Here is a 16,234-nt window from a genome sequence, read left to right as displayed (position 1 = left end):
CGCAGCGGGCCTGCCTGCCCTGACGATGGTGCTTGGGGCAGGCACATTTTCCGAATTCTGTTTTCAATCACATTTGTGCGTATCGGCTGTTATCACGGCTGGTTTTTTGCGCTCATAATTAACAAGACGGAGCACCGAAAAGCGGTGCGCCCTCACATGAGGAGCATCCTATGGTGTTGCGTATCCTCGACCGCTTTGAAGAAATATTGCTGTCTTTTTTGATTGCAGCGGCCGTTGTGCTGATCTTTGTCGCGGTTGCTCACCGTTATTCTATCGGGCTAGTTGCCGATGTGCTGTCCTGGGCACGCGCCAATGATTATGCCGAATTGCAGGGCTATGCCCGCAGCTTTTATCGCTGGCTGGCATCAATCAATCTGACCTGGGCTCAGGAAGCCTGTATTTATCTGTTTGTATGGATGGCGAAATTCGGCGCGGCCTATGGCGTGCGTATTGGCATCCATGTCGGCGTTGATGTGCTGGTGGAGCGTATGTCACCGAAAAACCAGCGCCTGATGATTATTATCGCTTTTCTGGCCTGTATCCTGTTCACGGGTATCGTGGCGTGGATCGGCACGGATTTCGTCTGGCATATTTCCAAAACCGGCCAGATTTCCGCTGATCTCGAAATGCCGATGTGGATTGTTTATCTCGCCGTGCCGCTCGGTTCCGCGCTGATGTGTTTCCGCTTTATTCAGGCGCTGTGGCTCTATCTCACCACAGGCACTATCGCCCATCACGATCATGGTCATGTTGACGGGCTGGAAGATGCGGAGGCCGCACGATGACCGCTCTGATTATCTTCCTCATTCTGGCACTGTTGCTTGTGACAGGGATGCCGGTTTCCATTGCGCTGGGTCTGACGGTTTTCACCTTCCTTTTCGGGTTCACCTCGATCCCGATGGATTCAATTGCGCTGAAACTGTTCACCGGTATTGAAAAATTCGAGATCATGGCGATTCCGTTTTTCATCCTTGCCGGTAACTTCCTCACCCATGGCGGGGTAGCCAAGCGCATGATCCGCTTTGCCACCTCGATGGTCGGGCACTGGTATGGCGGTATGGGGCTGGCAGCAGTTGCCGCCTGTTCGCTGTTCGCCGCAATTTCCGGCTCTTCTCCGGCAACGGTGATGGCGGTTGGTTCCATCCTGATACCGGCAATGGTCAAGCAGGGTTATCCGCCGCAATTCGGTACCGGCGTTATCGCGACCTCCGGCGGGTTAGGCATTCTCATTCCGCCGTCGATTGTGATGGTGATGTATGCGGTGGCAACCTCCGGCATGGTGGTGACCGGCCCTGACGGTGCGCCTGTCATGTCGGCCTCAATCGGCACATTGTTTATGGCCGGTGTTGTACCGGGGCTGATGCTGGCGGCAATGCTTGGCAGCACAACCATCTGGCGCGCATGGAAAAACGGCTATCCGCGGATGCAGAAAGCCAGCTGGCGTGAGCGTTGGGAAGCCTTCCGCTCCTCCGTCTGGGGGCTGATGCTGATCGTCATCATCATGGGTGGTATTTATGGCGGTATTTTCACACCGACTGAAGCTGCTGCGGTTTCTGCCGTCTATGCATTCGTGATTGCAGTCTTTGTCTATAAGGACATTAAACTGCGCGATGTGCCGAAAGTGCTGCTGTCTTCGGCAGCGATGAGCGCGATGCTGCTCTATATCATTACCAATGCGGTGATGTTTGCCTTCATCCTGACCTCGGAACAAATTCCGCAGCAGATGAGTGCATGGATCGTTGAGCAGGGCTTTGGCATGATCGGCTTCCTGCTGATGGTCAATATCATTCTGTTGCTGATCGGCATGGTGATGGAGCCTTCTGCCGTGGTGCTGATTATGGCGCCGATCCTGTTCCCGATTGCCGTGAAGCTCGGTGTTGATCCGGTGCATTTCGGGGTGATGATGGTGGTGAATATGGAGATCGGTCTGTGTACACCGCCGGTGGGGCTCAATCTCTATGTGGCCTCATCCATATCGAAAATGGGGCTGACGGCGGTGACCAAGTCGACATTGCCGTGGATTATCACAACGTTGATCTTCCTCGGGCTGGTCACCTATGTGCCGCAGATCACACTCTGGCTACCGCATACACTGGGCATGAAATAAAGCGCTAAACAATCAGACAAAAGGCGGCTTCGGCCGCCTTTTTCTTTGGCTGCAACGGCTGACAGGCTTGTGACGGACAGGTGATTTCTTTTGTCATAAAAATCGACTAAACAGAGGCTCAAGAGCAACTCTCGCTTTTCGGGATATGCTTTAAATAATGTTCTGAACCTGATGGAGCGGTTTTGTGAGCGGAGATGCAGGGATCAGTACAGTGCAGCCTGCTGTTATAGACAGTGGTACGCGTTATTACCGCTGGGCAGTGGCGGGTGCGTTTTTTTCCAACGGCTTTGTCACCGGCAGCTGGGCTTTGCACATTCCGTTGATGATGAGCCGGTTGGGCGTTTCTGAAGGTGTCTTCGGATTGCTCATTTTGGTTTTCGGCCTTGGTGCTCTGGCGGCCATGGGACTGTGCGGTCCGTTGCTGGCGCGCTATGGCTCGGATCGCGTGACCAAAAGCTTTGCCGTCGGCGTGGCGTTCTGGCTGATTGTTGTTGCTCTTACCAATAATCTTTATCTGGCTGTGCCGGTACTGTTTATGCTGGGCGCGGTCTTCGGCGGTATGGATGTGGCGATGAATGCCAATGCCGTTGCGGTGGAGAAAACGCTCGGTCGCGCGCTGATGTCTTCTTCTCACGGTTTCTGGAGCCTTGGCGGTTTTGCAGGCAGCGCGCTTGGCAGCTTTTATCTGCACTATCAGGGCGCATTCAGCCATGCGGTTCTGGTGAGCGTGATTGCCGGTATCATTATGCTGATAACTTTGCCGCGGCTGGTCATGGATCGTCAGCAGCAGACCAGCGAGAAAATCCGCTTCCGTTTGCCTAATCAGCCGGTGATCTATCTGATCGGTATGATGGCGCTGTTTGCAATGGTGCCGGAAGGTGCGGTTCTGGACTGGGCAGCGGTCTATATTCAGCAGGCCTTTTCCGCAGATCTGACCACCGCCGGTTATGGCTATGCAGCTTTTTCCGCGACGATGGCGCTGGTTCGTTTTCTCGGGGACGGCGTGCGTAATCGCTTCGGTGCCGTGCGGACATTCCGCGTGTCGATCATTATTGCCGCAGCGGGCTTGTTTGTCAGCGGTTTTGCACCACATGCGTGGATAGCAATTCTGGCTTTTGCTGTTGCCGGACTTGGTGTGGCCAATATTGTACCGATTATTTTCTCGGCGGCAGGCAATCAGAGCGGCATCCATGCGGGCACGGCGTTAAGTCTTGTCACATTGATGGGCTATTCAGGCATTCTGGTTGCACCGTCACTGATCGGCTATATCGGCGGGCATATCGGTTTCGGCCCTGTCTATATGGTGCTGGCGCTGATGCTGGTGGTGGTGTTTATGCTTTCATCGCTCGCAAGTGCCGCAGATCAGAAAAGAGAATAGAAGTTTTGAACGACCTGCTGTAAGACTGTCACAATTGCGGTTCAAAAGCTGTTCCGTCACGGTTATGGAACAGCATTGAACCGAGATGTTTCCGTATCACTGTAAGATTGCCCACTTTAAGATTGTATAATTATGGCTTCTGATAATCTGCACTATTATGCCCATCCCTTTGCCCGCCGTACATCTGTCGGGGTCAATGTCGGCGGCGTGATTGTTGGCGGTGATGCGCCGGTGGTTGTGCAATCCATGACCAATACGGATACGGCGGATATTGACGGTACAGTTGCGCAGGTTGCAGCGCTGCATCATGCGGGTTCCGAACTGGTACGCATCACGGTTGACCGCGATGAATCTGCTGCCGCTGTGCCGAAAATCCGTGAACGTCTTGAGCGCCTCGGCCTCAATGTGCCGCTGATCGGTGATTTCCATTATATCGGCCATAAGCTGCTGTCAGACCATCCGGCCTGTGCGGAAGCGCTGGCGAAATATCGTATCAATCCGGGCAATGTCGGTTTCAAAGACAAAAAAGACAAGCAGTTTGCCGAAATTATTGAAATGGCAATCCGCTATGACAAGCCGGTACGTATCGGTGTAAACTGGGGTTCTCTGGATCAGGAATTGCTGACCACTCTGATGGATCGCAATCAGGCTGCCGGTGCGCCAATGACCGCGCAGGAAGTGATGCGCGAGGCGATTATCCAGTCTGCACTGATTTCTGCTGATCTGGCTGAGGAAATCGGCCTGCCGCGCGAGAAGATCATTCTTTCCGCCAAAGTCAGTCAGGTACAGGATCTGATTGCGGTTTATGCGGAACTGGCCAAACGCTGCGATCATGCGCTGCATCTGGGGCTGACCGAAGCCGGTATGGGCACCAAGGGCATTGTGGCGTCTTCCGCCGCGATGGGGATTCTGTTGCAGCAGGGCATCGGCGATACAATCCGTATCTCCCTGACACCGGAGCCGAATGGCGACCGTACCCGCGAAGTGCAGGTCTCGCAGGAATTGCTTCAGGTGATGGGTTTCCGTCAGTTTATCCCGATTGTTGCGGCGTGTCCGGGTTGCGGCCGCACCACCTCAACGGTGTTTCAGGAACTGGCGCAGACCATTCAGAATGATATCCGCACCAATATGCCGATCTGGCGTGAGAAATATCCGGGCGTTGAAGGCCTGTCTGTTGCGGTGATGGGCTGTATCGTTAACGGGCCGGGTGAATCCAAACATGCGGATATCGGTATTTCTCTGCCGGGAACCGGTGAGACACCATCCGCACCGGTTTTCGTAGATGGCAAGAAAGTCGCCACATTACGCGGTCCGGCAATCGCTGAAGATTTCCAGAAGATGGTGGCCGAATATATCGAAAACCGTTACGGGCTCGGTGCGAAAAAGCCGGAAGCCGCAGAATAAGAATAATAAAAAAGCTCTCATAAAATATGAGAGCTTTTTTATTGCGACTTTTATTGAATTTAGTTCTGACGCAGAGCGATAAAATGCGCGGCTTCTTTTAGAACCTGTGCTTTTTCACCGAAAGGTGCCAGTAGGTCTTCTGCCTGCGCGACCAGACCGGCCAGCTGTTTCTTTGTCCAATCAATGCCATGCAGTGAAACAAGAGTCGCTTTGCCTGCGGCGGCATCTTTGCCGGTGGCTTTACCCATAGTGGCTGCATCGGCGGTTACATCCAGCAGATCATCGGCAAGCTGGAAAGCCAGGCCAATGGCCGAGCCGAATTCGGCAAGGCGCTCACGCTCTTCCGTGCTTGCATTGCCGATAATGGCACCGGCTTCACAGGCGAAGCGGATCAGCGCGCCGGTTTTCATCGCTTGCAGGGTAATAATGTCTGCTTCATCAGGGCTGGCGGTTTCAGCCATCAGATCAAGTGCCTGACCGCCGACCATGCCGCCGACACCGGAGGCACGCGACAAAGCCAGCACCAGATCAAGACGGGTTTTCACCGGCAGTTCTGTGGCATCATCAGCGATGATGTCGAAAGCATAAGTGAGCAAACCGTCACCGGCGAGAATTGCTGCCGCTTCATCATAGGCTTTGTGAACTGTTGGCTGGCCGCGACGCATATCATCATCATCCATGGCCGGAAGATCATCATGAACCAGCGAGTAGCAATGGATACATTCCAGCGCTGCGGCAACGCGCAATGCAGCTTGGGGATCCGCATCATAGAGGCGGGCGGTTTCCGTGACCAGAAACGGGCGCAGGCGCTTGCCGCCATTCAGCGCACCATGACGGATTGCGGCCATGAGGCGTGGCGGACGGATAACCTCGCCGAGACGCGGGCGCTCATCCAGAAGTGAGACCATCAGTTGCTCAACGGAAGCGGCATGAAGTGCCAGCCGCTGTCCGAAACCGGAAATGTCATGATCGTTTTTCATGGACAAGGGCATGAACCATTCGCCTGTAATAATCAACTCCTGTCCGGTCGGCTCAATATGAAATTTCTGTATCAGAGGTGATGCAGAAAAGCCGCGAAATGTTTTTTACCAACAAAAAATGCCTGAAAACTGATATGTCTTGCAGCGCCGGCTTTTCAATCGGCTGAAATTATGCAGTAACGATATGGCAAGTAACGGAGACACTGCGGGCACAATGACAAAATTTGTCATGTATAAGGAGGACGGAGATAAAGGGGACGGTCATCATGAAACCGCAGCTCCGAAAACCGTCGCCAGCTTTGTGGCGGATCCGGTGAACGTGCGGCCGTGGTATTGGCTGAAGCGCATTTTGCTGTTGCTGGCTATTGCGCCTTTCGCTCTGCTTTTTCTCTACAAGCTGCCCTTTGTGCATCCGGTATCAACCCTGATGATCAAGGATCTGGTGACGCTGAAAGGCTATGAACGCCAGTGGGTGCCGCTGGAGGATATTGCTCCGGTACTGGTCAATTCGGTGATGATGTCTGAAGACGGGCAGTTTTGCAGCCATTATGGCATTGACTGGAATCAGCTGAAACTGGTGCTGGGCAGTGACGGTGAGCCAAGCCGCGGTGCCTCGACAATCCCGATGCAGACGGTGAAAAATCTGTTTCTCTGGAACGGGCGCTCTTATGTGCGCAAGGCACTGGAATTCCCGCTGGCGCAGGCCGCCTCATTGATTCTTTCCAAGCGCCGGATGATGGAGATTTATCTCAATATCGTGGAGTGGGGTGACGGGATTTATGGTGTTGAAGCTGCTGCCCAGCATTATTTCAAGCGTCCGGCATCCAAATTGACGGCGCGGCAGGCCGCTTATCTTGCAGTCACGCTGCCGAATCCGATTCTCCGCGATGCATCCAAGCCAAGCCGCGGTATGGTGCGGATTTCCCGTATTATTGAGCGAAGAGCCCAAAACAGCGGCGCTTATGTCGGTTGCGTGCAATAAAATCAGCAAAATTTGAGCAAAAGCGCGAAATCTTTTGTCCTTTGGCCGGGAATGATGCTATAGGGCAGCGACTGAAATACATTTCTGAGCAGGTTTTTAAGCCGGTAAATCGGGATTTGCATAAAAAAAATGCGAGTCCTGCTGGTCAAAAGACGTTTGAGCGTGTATAGGCAGCAAAACTTTCCGGAACAATGTCCGATGTGACAGCCTCGCTATGAGGCACCGGACATTCGATTGACTAATCACTGGAGCAGAATCAATGGCTGTACCTAAACGAAAAACTTCCCCTTCGAAGCGCGGCATGCGTCGTTCGGCTGATGCGCTGAAGGCTCCGACATATGTTGAAGACAAGAACTCCGGCGAACTGCGTCGCCCGCACCATATCGACCTGAAAAGCGGTATGTATCGCGGCCGTCAGGTTCTGGAGCCAAAGGAAGCGTAATTTCGCTTTTTCTTGGAGCTTTTAAAAAAGACCGGCTTTTCAGCCGGTCTTTTTTTGTCTGCAATTTGCTTGTCTATTCCGCCAGCGCATCACCTGTGCAGCGAGGACCGGTTGTTTCTAGCGTATTTTACGCAAAAGCACGGCAATCTGCCTGTAATGCAGCACGGGGTTATGCGAAAAATTCAAAACCTTGATCGCAATTAGTGCCAGCATCATTTGTAACTGACGCTATACTGAGGAAAAGCCCGTTCTGCGTATATGCGGAAAACAGGCACTATTGGGATGTGAGGAAGTTATCTGTCATGAGCAAAGAAACAACAGTCGTCATTGCCAGCGCTGCGCGTACTCCTGTCGGTTCATTCAACGGGGCTTTCGCCAATGTGCCTGCCCATGAGCTGGGTGCTACAGCAATTAAGGCTGCGCTGGAGCGCGCCGGTGTTGCTGCCGCTGATGTTGATGAAGTGATTTTCGGTCAGGTGCTGACAGCAGGGCAGGGGCAGAATCCGGTGCGTCAGGCTGCAATCGCTGCCGGTTGCCCGATTGAGACAACGGGTTTTGCCGTGAACCAGCTTTGCGGCTCCGGCCTGCGCTCTGTGGCGCTGGGCTTACAGCAGATTGCCAATGGTGATGCATCGGTGATTGTTGCCGGTGGTCAGGAATCCATGTCGATGGCTCCGCATTGCGCGCATCTGCGCTCCGGTACCAAAATGGGCGACATGACCATGATCGATACCATGATGAAAGATGGTCTGACGGACGCTTTCCACGGTTATCCTATGGGCGTAACAGCCGAGAATATTGCTGATCGCTGGCAGCTGACCCGTGAGGATCAGGACAATTTCGCTCTTGCTTCCCAGAACAAGGCTGAAGCTGCACAAGTCGCAGGTCGTTTTAAAGACGAGATCGTGCCTGTGGTTATCAAAACCCGTAAGGGCGAGGTGATTGTAAGCGAGGATGAGTATATCCGCCACGGCACCACGATTGAGGCTTTGCAGAAGCTGCGTCCGGCTTTTGCCAAAGAAGGTACAGTCACAGCCGGTAATGCTTCCGGTATTAATGATGGCGCAGCCGCAACAGTGCTGATGAGTGAAGCGGAAGCAGAGCGTCGCGGTATCAAACCATTGGCACGCATCACCTCTTGGGCAACAGCAGGTGTTGATCCGGCAGTGATGGGCACAGGACCTATTCCGGCCTCACGCAAAGCGCTGGAGAAAGCTGGCTGGACAGTGAAAGACCTTGATCTGGTTGAAGCCAATGAGGCTTTTGCGGCGCAGGCTTGCTGTGTGACCCGTGAACTGGGGCTTGATCCGGCTATCGTCAATGTGAATGGCGGTGCTATTGCTATCGGTCATCCGATCGGCGCTTCCGGTGCCCGTGTTCTGACTACGCTGCTTTATGAAATGCAGCGCCGTGATGCCAAGAAAGGTCTGGCGACCCTGTGTATCGGCGGTGGCATGGGTGTTGCGCTCTGTGTTGAGCGCGACTGAACGTATTTGCCGATAAGTTAACAAGGCGCATTGTTACGAAAATCGAAGCCCCGAAGGAAATTAACTTTTTCGGGGCTTTTTGCTGCTGTGAATATGCGTTTCACAAAGGTCTAATACTATATGTGGTGTGCATTGATCTTTTTGATGCTGTATTTTGTGAAAACGAAACGGGAACTTTCATATATCAGCGATTCGTCGCCGATTCGTTCAGGGTTTGGCCGAAAGCTTAATGAAAGCAGGTTGTTTCTCTGAAATGCGGGGCATTCCGGCAATGTATTTTTAATCTTTATTAATGCTGTGCGGGTTTTTAAATTGGTATTATGTGCGTGTTACCACATCGCTATGTGCGGAAGGTGGTAAAAGTTAATTTCTCCGCTTTTTATCGCGCCGTTCCTGTGTTGCTGAATCTGTATATTGTGCCTCTGTTTACAGAAAACACAGGATGTTGTTTTGAACAAAATAAGAACTCGTGAAAACCATTGATTCGTAGCCTCTTTGTTCTTCTCGTGTTCTTTTCATTAAAATACAGGGTTTTTGCGGGCATTTTAGTGGATTCTAACGCCTGAAATGTGCGTAAAATTCTGACAAGATCGGGTTTTTGTGAAGAGTTGACATGGTTTCCTGTCATTTTCTGAAGTTTTGATACAAAAGAAGTCATAAAGGTGCCGTTGTTACCCTTTTAGTCAGAGACAGATAATGCTACCTGCTTTGCTCAATCTGTACTGGCTGACGGCAGGCAGACAGAAAAAATGGGGTTTGCCGGATCGGGTTGGCTATATTGCAAAATATGGCACTGACCTGCGGGGCGGATTTCATGTGTAACGACTTCATGAGACGGGGAATAATCAATTCCGCATGAATGACCAGAAGAACTCATTGACGCCTCCGCCTGGGGCGGCGTCTCTGCATCAGGGAACAGCGCCGCTTATTGTGAGTGGGCGCGATGTAACCGCTGTGCTCGGGCCTACCAATACCGGTAAGACTCATCTGGCGCTGGAGCGTATGCTCGCCCATGAGAGCGGGATCATTGGTCTGCCGCTGCGCCTGCTGGCGCGTGAAGTCTATAATAAGCTGGTTACCAAAGTCGGCCCTGAAAAGGTGGCGCTGGTCACCGGCGAAGAAAAAATCATTCCGGCCGGTGCGAAATATTCCGTATGTACAGTTGAGGCTCTGCCGCGCCAGACCAATGCAGCTTTCGTTGCTATTGATGAAATACAGCTGGCTGCCGATCTGGAACGCGGCCATATTTTCACAGATCGTCTTTTACATTTGCGCGGCCGGCAGGAAACCCTGCTGCTGGGCGCGGCAACTATGCGGCCTATTCTCGAAAAGCTGCTGCGCGGTATCAATATTATTACCCGCCCGCGTTTGTCGCATCTGGCCTATGCGGGTTCGAAAAAGATTACCCGTCTGCCGCGCCGCAGTGCCATTGTCGCTTTCTCTGCCGATGAGGTCTATGCGATTGCCGAACTGATCCGCCGTCAGCGCGGTGGCGCAGCTGTTGTGATGGGCGCTTTGAGCCCGCGCACCCGCAATGCGCAAGTGGAACTTTATCAGTCCGGCGATGTGGATTTTCTGGTTGCGACCGATGCGATCGGCATGGGACTTAACCTTGATGTTGACCATGTGGCCTTTGCGCAAGCGCGTAAATTTGACGGATTTCAGTATCGCGATCTGAACCCCGGCGAGCTCGGGCAGATTGCCGGTCGTGCGGGTCGCCACCTGCGCGACGGTACATTCGGCGTCACCGGTCAGGTTGATCCGTTTGATAAAGATCTTGTCGAGCGGATAGAATCGCATAATTTCGACGCGGTTAAAGTGTTGCAATGGCGCACGGCTCAGTTTGATTTTTCATCTGTTCGCGCATTGAAGCACTCATTAGACCGTTCAGCGCCTTTGGAAGGGTTGACACGGGCGCTACCTGCGGTTGACATGCAGGCGCTTGAAAATCTGGCGCGTGATGAAGACATTATGCGGCTTGCGGATACACCCAAGCGTGTGGAAATTTTGTGGGATGCCTGTGCGCTTCCCGACTATAGAAGGATTGCGCCGGCACAACATGCCGATATTATTGCCGCAATCTATAAGGATATCATCCGCAAAGGTTTTGTGGATGAAGACTATATGAGCGAGCAGGTGCATCGGTCCGACAGGACTGACGGTGAGATCGACACTCTATCTCATCGTATTGCACAAATTCGCACATGGACTTTTGTGTCGCATCGGCCGGGCTGGCTGGCAGATCCGGCACATTGGCAAGAAAAGACGCGCGAAATTGAGGACAGATTGTCTGACGCGCTGCATGAACGGTTGACGAAACGCTTTGTAGACCGCAGGACAAGCGTGCTTATGAAGCGCCTGAGAGAGAATGCCATGCTAGAAGCAGAAATTAGCCCGACAGGGGATGTACTTGTCGAAGACCACAATGTCGGGCAGTTGGAAGGATTCCGATTTACCGCCGACGTCAAGGCCGAAGGGCCGGACGCAAAAGCGGTAAAGGGGGCTGCACAAAAAGCGCTGGCCGCTGAATATGACCGTCGTGCAGAGCGCTTCTCTGCTGCGGCCAATGGCGATTTTGCCCTTGGCTCGGATGGCATTCTGCGCTGGGTCGGCGCTCCGGTTGCAACTCTGGTTGCCGGTGACAGCGTGATGCGCCCGCGCAGCGTTCTGCTGGCTGACGAGCAGCTGACAGGTGCTTCCCGCGAGAAAGTACAGAGCCGTATTGACCGCTTTGTCGCTCATCATATTGAGACAGTTCTCAAGCCGTTGCACGATCTGACTGAGGCTGATGCCCTGACCGGCATGACCCGTGGTCTGGCTTTCCGTCTGGTTGAGAGCTTCGGCGTGATCCAGCGTCGCGACATTGCTGAGGAAATCCGTGGTCTCGATCAGGATTCCCGTGCAGCTCTGCGTCGTTTCGGCGTACGCTTCGGTGCCTATCATGTGTTTATCCCTGCCTTGCTGAAACCGGCACCTGCTGGTCTGATGACATTGCTCTGGGCGCTAAGCAATGACGGCCGTGAACGTGCCGGTTACGGTGATGTTGTTCATGTTCTGGCCGCAGGCCGTACCTCGGTTGTTGTTGATCCGGCTTTCGATCCGGTTTTCTACACACTGGCCGGTTACCGTGTTCTTGGCCGCCGCGCTGTGCGTTTCGATATTCTGGAACGTCTGGCTGATCTGATCCGTCCGGCTCTGGCCTGGCGTCCGGGTGCGGGTCTGCGCGCCGAAGGTGCCTATGATGGTGCCCGTTTCATGGTAACGCCGTCGATGATGTCTATTCTCGGTGCGACACCGGAAGACATGGAAGAAGTGCTGAAAAGCCTCGGCTATCGTCATGAAGCGATGGAAGCACCGGCTGTTGCTGCCAAACTTGCAGAACTGGATGCTTTTGCTGAAGCTGATGCTGCCAAGCAGACCGGCGAAGCTGTAACAGAAGCTGCCGCTGAAACTGAAGAACAGCCGGAAGCTGTGGCAGAAACCGTGAATACGGAAGAAGCTGAAGCACCGGTTGCAGAAGCGGCTGAGACTGCTGATGCTGTTGCAGAAGAACCAGTGAAAATGGTTCTGCTGTGGCGTCCGGGGCGTCACGACAACCGTGGCCGCGAGCAGGGCAAGGGACGTGAGCAGAACCGCAACCGTCCGCAGGGCAATCGTCGTGCACCTGCTAAAGACGGCGCACCGGCTGATGCAGCTAAAGACAATGCGGGTGATAATCAGAACCGTGAAGGTCGCAGCAAGCGGTTTGAAAAAGCCGCACGGGTTGACTTCCGTAACGGTGAGCAGAAATCCGGCCGTAATGAACATCATGGCAAGCCGCGTCATGGCAAACGGGATCATGCTCAGGATCAGAAACGCGTTGAACGCAATGAGCGCCCGGTGCAGATCGATCCTGATTCACCATTCGCCAAGCTGCTTGCTTTGAAAGAGCAGCTGAAGAAATAAGCGCATGAATACGGGTGCTTTAAAACAGCGCATTGATAAATGGTTGTTTTTCACCCGTGTCGTTAAATCACGCTCGCTTGCGGCAAAACTTGCTGCCGGCGGGCGTGTTCGTATTAACCGTGATAAAATAGATCAGGCATCTCACGGAATTAAAATCGGAGATGTGGTGACGGTTACGCTGGATCGCCGCATATTGATTTATAAAGTGCGCGAACTCGGAGAGCGTCGCGGCTCTTTTCCCGAAGCGCAATTGCTCTATGAAGATCTGACACCGCCAGCTGAAAAGACGGAAGAGCAGATGGCTGCGGTTGGTGAAAAACGGGATGCCGGTTCCGGCCGTCCGACAAAACGTGACCGCAGGGCAACGGAACGGCTGAAACAAGGTGGTTCCGGTTTTGATGACTTTTGAACTGATGTGAGTCGCATTCAGAGCATAATTCCGCAGGCTGACCGGTGTTTTCAGAAGCTGAACTATGCTTGAGATACTGAGTCGGGTCTGACCATTCTTTCAAATCTTCGTGTTGGCTTGTTTTCTGTCCGGAATGAAGAATGATGCGGCGGAAGGATTGTGCTTTGTTAAAAGCCAGCGGGGACGCAGTTTTTCAGAAATTACGGTGATACAGAATGTGGTTCTTTTTTGCGGCGGAGCGTCGCGGCTGAGGGAAAACCCTCTTGCAAGCTGCGGCTAAAGCCTTTACCTGACAGACAGGTTTTCTGCCGTATTTCATATAGCGCAGTTGCTGAAAAACGGCATTCTGGTTTCGCAGGCCGGATGGCAGGATCAGTCAGTTATCCTGACACTCTGCCGGATGTTATGCCAAATGATATGATTGTAATTTTGGCCGCAGATTATGTGTGGCAGTTCAAAGCTCTGGGAGTTCGACAATGACTTATGTCGTGACCGATAACTGCATTCGTTGCAAATATACGGATTGCGTGGAGGTCTGCCCTGTCGATTGTTTCTATGAAGGCGAGAATATGCTCGTCATCAATCCTGATGAGTGTATTGACTGCGGCGTGTGTGAGCCGGAATGTCCTGCTGAAGCGATCCGTCCGGATACAGAGCCGGGTCTTGATAAATGGATTGAGCTGAATTCTGAATATTCAGCGAAATGGCCAAACCTGACCGTCAAAAAAGATCAGATGCCTGAAGCCGCTGAAATGGATGGCGTCGCTAATAAGCTTGAACAGTTCTTCTCGGCAGAGCCTGGCGAAGGCGATTGATTCTCCGCTGATATGCCGGGATAACCACAGGATCAGCCCTGTCAATTAACGGTTTATTAACACAAATCGCCCGGTCGGGCGGCTTGTGACGGCATTTTGTTGATTCTGCCGGTTTTTTGTGTTACTGTCCACGATAATGTCGATGAGCAGGCGTCATTTCGTGGCGGCTACAGGTATTCACTGAAAGGCTGATATAAATTACAGGCTGAAATAGTGCCGGGGCAAGTTTGTTTTTAAATTTTGCTCCCACCGTTTATCCTGTGATTTTTTTTGCTTAAGTTTTGCCTCAGCATCCCTTTTACATTCTGTTTCGGCACTTGTTTTAATCAGCTGTTATGCCCGTTCCGTTTCCCGCGGGGCTGGTCGCAGGACTGATTGTATCACCGCGTGTAAACCGGCGCCCCAGGTGCCGGACACTACAGGGAGTATTGAAGCGTATGTCATCCCAGCAGAAGAAGGCCGCCGTCCGTCAGGGTTTTAAGACGGGTGAGTCGATTGTGTATCCGTCGCATGGTGTGGGACAGATCGTTGCAATCGAAGAGCAGGAAGTTGCAGGCATGAAGCTTGAGCTTTTTGTTATTGATTTCGATAAAGATAAGATGCGCCTTAAAGTGCCGGTGGCTAAAGCGGCTACTATTGGTATGCGTAAATTGTCAGAAGGTGATTTCGTAGAACGCGCCTTGAAAGTCTTGCAGGGTCGTGCCCGTATCAAGCGCACCATGTGGTCGCGCCGGGCTCAGGAATATGATGCAAAAATCAATTCTGGTGATCTGATTTCCATTGCAGAAGTTGTGCGTGATCTTTTCCGTGCAGAAAACCAGCCGGAACAGTCTTATTCTGAGCGTCAGCTTTATGAAGCAGCTCTGGATCGTATGGCGCGTGAAGTTGCAGCTGTAAACAAGCTGTCTGATACAGAATCTGTACGCCTCATTGAAGCTAATCTGGCTAAAGGACCGAAACGCGGTGCTAAGACTGATGAAGCTGAAGTTGAGGATGATGAAGCTGAAGCTGCATAATTTTACGCAACTCAGGCTGAAACATAGTCTTTTATAACAATAACGCCGTTCTGTTCACTCAGATCGGCGTTATTGTTTTATGTATACGCTGTCGCTACATACCAACGATTGCACAGCATGTATCTGCTCTGAAGCATGTGCTGGAGCACAAAAAATGTTTTTCAAGTTCTCTGTTCAAAAAAATCATAAAATTAGCAGAAGATGAAGGAACCGGCCTTCCATTGATGCGTTTAACTCCTAGCGGATAACGTGATCCTCATAAGCAGGTTGCGTTGATATTTTCGTTATGGAGATTGAAATGAAGCCTGTAGCGTCCTCCTCCACCGAAGTTACGAAACGTACCGTCTCTTTTGTATCCTCCAGAAATCTTATTCGCAGTGCTATGTCGGCGCCTTATCTTGAACGGGAGCAGGAACAGGAACTTGTTCAGCGCTGGAAAGAGCAGGGCGATCAGCATGCGCTGGATGAAATTACCTCATCCCATATGAGGCTGGTGATTTCCACCGCCGGACGGTTCCGCAAATTTGATCTGCCGATGGCTGATCTCATACAGGAAGGGACAGTGGGGCTTATGGAGGCTGCTTTCCGCTTTGAACCGGAGCGGGAGGTGCGTTTTTCCACCTATGCGATCTGGTGGATCAGAGCATCGATACAGGACTATATTCTGCGCAATTGGTCGATTGTTCGTGGTGGTACAAGTTCAACGCAGAAAGCTTTGTTTTTCAATCTGCGCCGTTTGCGTGCAAAACTGGTGCAAAGCAATGAAACCCTGTCGAAGCGCGAATTATATACCCGTATTTCCGATCAGCTCGGCGTGTCTGAAAAAGATGTGGAACTAATGGATTCCAGATTATCCGGCCCCGACAGTTCTTTAAGTATGACTGTTTCGCCGGATGACAGCAGCAGCGCGGAGAAGATTGATTTTCTGGTCGACGATCACCCGCTGCAGGATGAAATTGTTGAGAATATGATCGACAGTGAACGGCGTGTCAGCTGGCTGAAACAGGCATTATCCGTGTTGAATGACCGTGAATTGCGCATTATCCGCGAGCGTCGTTTGAAAGATGATGCCGTAACTCTGGAAATGCTGGGAGAGAAACTCGGCATTTCTAAAGAGCGTGTCCGCCAGATTGAAAACCGTGCTTTGGAAAAACTGCGGGCTGCGTTGCTTTCCCAGAATGGCATTGCAGCCTATCACGCCTGAGCACGACTAATGTGCCTATAAAAAAGCCCGCTTTAAAGCGGGCTTTCTCGTTTCAGGTTGAAGGT

General features: G+C 52.3%; 13 protein-coding genes. 12 read left to right on the top strand and 1 reads right to left on the bottom strand.

The features are described 5' to 3' along the window. Nucleotides 1–170: 170 nt before the first annotated feature. The 4 genes from K1X45_RS08185 (at nt 171) to ispG (ending at nt 4,889) form a co-directional block, all read left to right on the top strand. Nucleotides 171–785 carry a TRAP transporter small permease gene (locus K1X45_RS08185; protein WP_075657263.1) on the top strand — a complete coding sequence of 205 codons (615 nt, stop codon included), beginning with the start codon at nt 171–173 and terminating at the stop codon, nt 783–785. Continuing rightward, entirely contained in the window at nt 782–2,107 is a 1,326-nt protein-coding gene (locus tag K1X45_RS08180; RefSeq protein ID WP_022709917.1) for a TRAP transporter large permease, read from the top strand. The genes K1X45_RS08185 and K1X45_RS08180 overlap by 4 nt, the downstream gene beginning before the upstream one ends. Before the next feature lie 184 nt (nt 2,108–2,291). Next, complete coding sequence (locus K1X45_RS08175) at nt 2,292–3,485, top strand: MFS transporter (RefSeq protein ID WP_370627004.1); 1,194 nt, start codon at nt 2,292–2,294, stop codon at nt 3,483–3,485. 132 nt (nt 3,486–3,617) lie between these two features. Then, a complete protein-coding gene (gene ispG, locus K1X45_RS08170; RefSeq protein WP_220158534.1) occupies nt 3,618–4,889 on the top strand; it encodes a flavodoxin-dependent (E)-4-hydroxy-3-methylbut-2-enyl-diphosphate synthase in 1,272 nt (423 codons plus the stop codon). A gap of 59 nt (nt 4,890–4,948) precedes the next feature. Here ispG and K1X45_RS08165 read toward each other — a convergent pair whose 3' ends face one another. After that, nucleotides 4,949–5,797: a polyprenyl synthetase family protein gene (locus K1X45_RS08165; protein ID WP_255560942.1), complete on the bottom strand. Its 849-nt coding sequence runs from the start codon at nt 5,795–5,797 to the stop codon at nt 4,949–4,951. Between the two features lie 286 nt (nt 5,798–6,083). On the opposite strand from K1X45_RS08165, the gene mtgA reads away from it, so the two are divergent. The 8 genes from mtgA (at nt 6,084) to K1X45_RS08125 (ending at nt 16,169) form a co-directional block, all read left to right on the top strand. Then, nucleotides 6,084–6,851 (top strand): monofunctional biosynthetic peptidoglycan transglycosylase, encoded by a 768-nt coding sequence (gene mtgA / locus K1X45_RS08160; RefSeq protein ID WP_220158533.1) that lies wholly within the window; start codon nt 6,084–6,086, stop codon nt 6,849–6,851. 259 nt (nt 6,852–7,110) lie between these two features. Then, the gene (rpmF, locus tag K1X45_RS08155) at nt 7,111–7,293 is read left to right on the top strand and encodes a 50S ribosomal protein L32 (RefSeq protein ID WP_022709922.1); all 183 of its coding nucleotides are present in this window, start codon (nt 7,111–7,113) and stop codon (nt 7,291–7,293) included. Between the two features lie 302 nt (nt 7,294–7,595). After that, the gene (locus K1X45_RS08150; RefSeq protein WP_220160330.1) at nt 7,596–8,780 is read left to right on the top strand and encodes an acetyl-CoA C-acetyltransferase; all 1,185 of its coding nucleotides are present in this window, start codon (nt 7,596–7,598) and stop codon (nt 8,778–8,780) included. Nucleotides 8,781–9,635: 855 nt separating this feature from the next. Then, the gene (locus K1X45_RS08145; protein ID WP_220160329.1) at nt 9,636–12,725 is read left to right on the top strand and encodes a helicase-related protein; all 3,090 of its coding nucleotides are present in this window, start codon (nt 9,636–9,638) and stop codon (nt 12,723–12,725) included. A gap of 4 nt (nt 12,726–12,729) precedes the next feature. Then, a complete protein-coding gene (locus tag K1X45_RS08140; RefSeq protein ID WP_220160328.1) occupies nt 12,730–13,134 on the top strand; it encodes an RNA-binding S4 domain-containing protein in 405 nt (134 codons plus the stop codon). A 476-nt stretch (nt 13,135–13,610) separates the two neighbouring features. Further along, nucleotides 13,611–13,949 (top strand): ferredoxin FdxA, encoded by a 339-nt coding sequence (gene fdxA / locus K1X45_RS08135; protein WP_022709929.1) that lies wholly within the window; start codon nt 13,611–13,613, stop codon nt 13,947–13,949. Between the two features lie 437 nt (nt 13,950–14,386). Next, nucleotides 14,387–14,965: a CarD family transcriptional regulator gene (locus K1X45_RS08130; RefSeq protein WP_028233395.1), complete on the top strand. Its 579-nt coding sequence runs from the start codon at nt 14,387–14,389 to the stop codon at nt 14,963–14,965. A gap of 298 nt (nt 14,966–15,263) precedes the next feature. Continuing rightward, nucleotides 15,264–16,169 carry an RNA polymerase factor sigma-32 gene (locus tag K1X45_RS08125; RefSeq protein WP_151160273.1) on the top strand — a complete coding sequence of 302 codons (906 nt, stop codon included), beginning with the start codon at nt 15,264–15,266 and terminating at the stop codon, nt 16,167–16,169. Nucleotides 16,170–16,234 lie beyond the last annotated feature (65 nt).

This window comes from Pseudochrobactrum sp. Wa41.01b-1, assembly GCF_019464455.1.
In the GTDB taxonomy this organism is placed as follows: domain Bacteria; phylum Pseudomonadota; class Alphaproteobacteria; order Rhizobiales; family Rhizobiaceae; genus Pseudochrobactrum; species Pseudochrobactrum saccharolyticum.
This window is presented reverse-complemented; position numbering and strand designations above follow the sequence as displayed.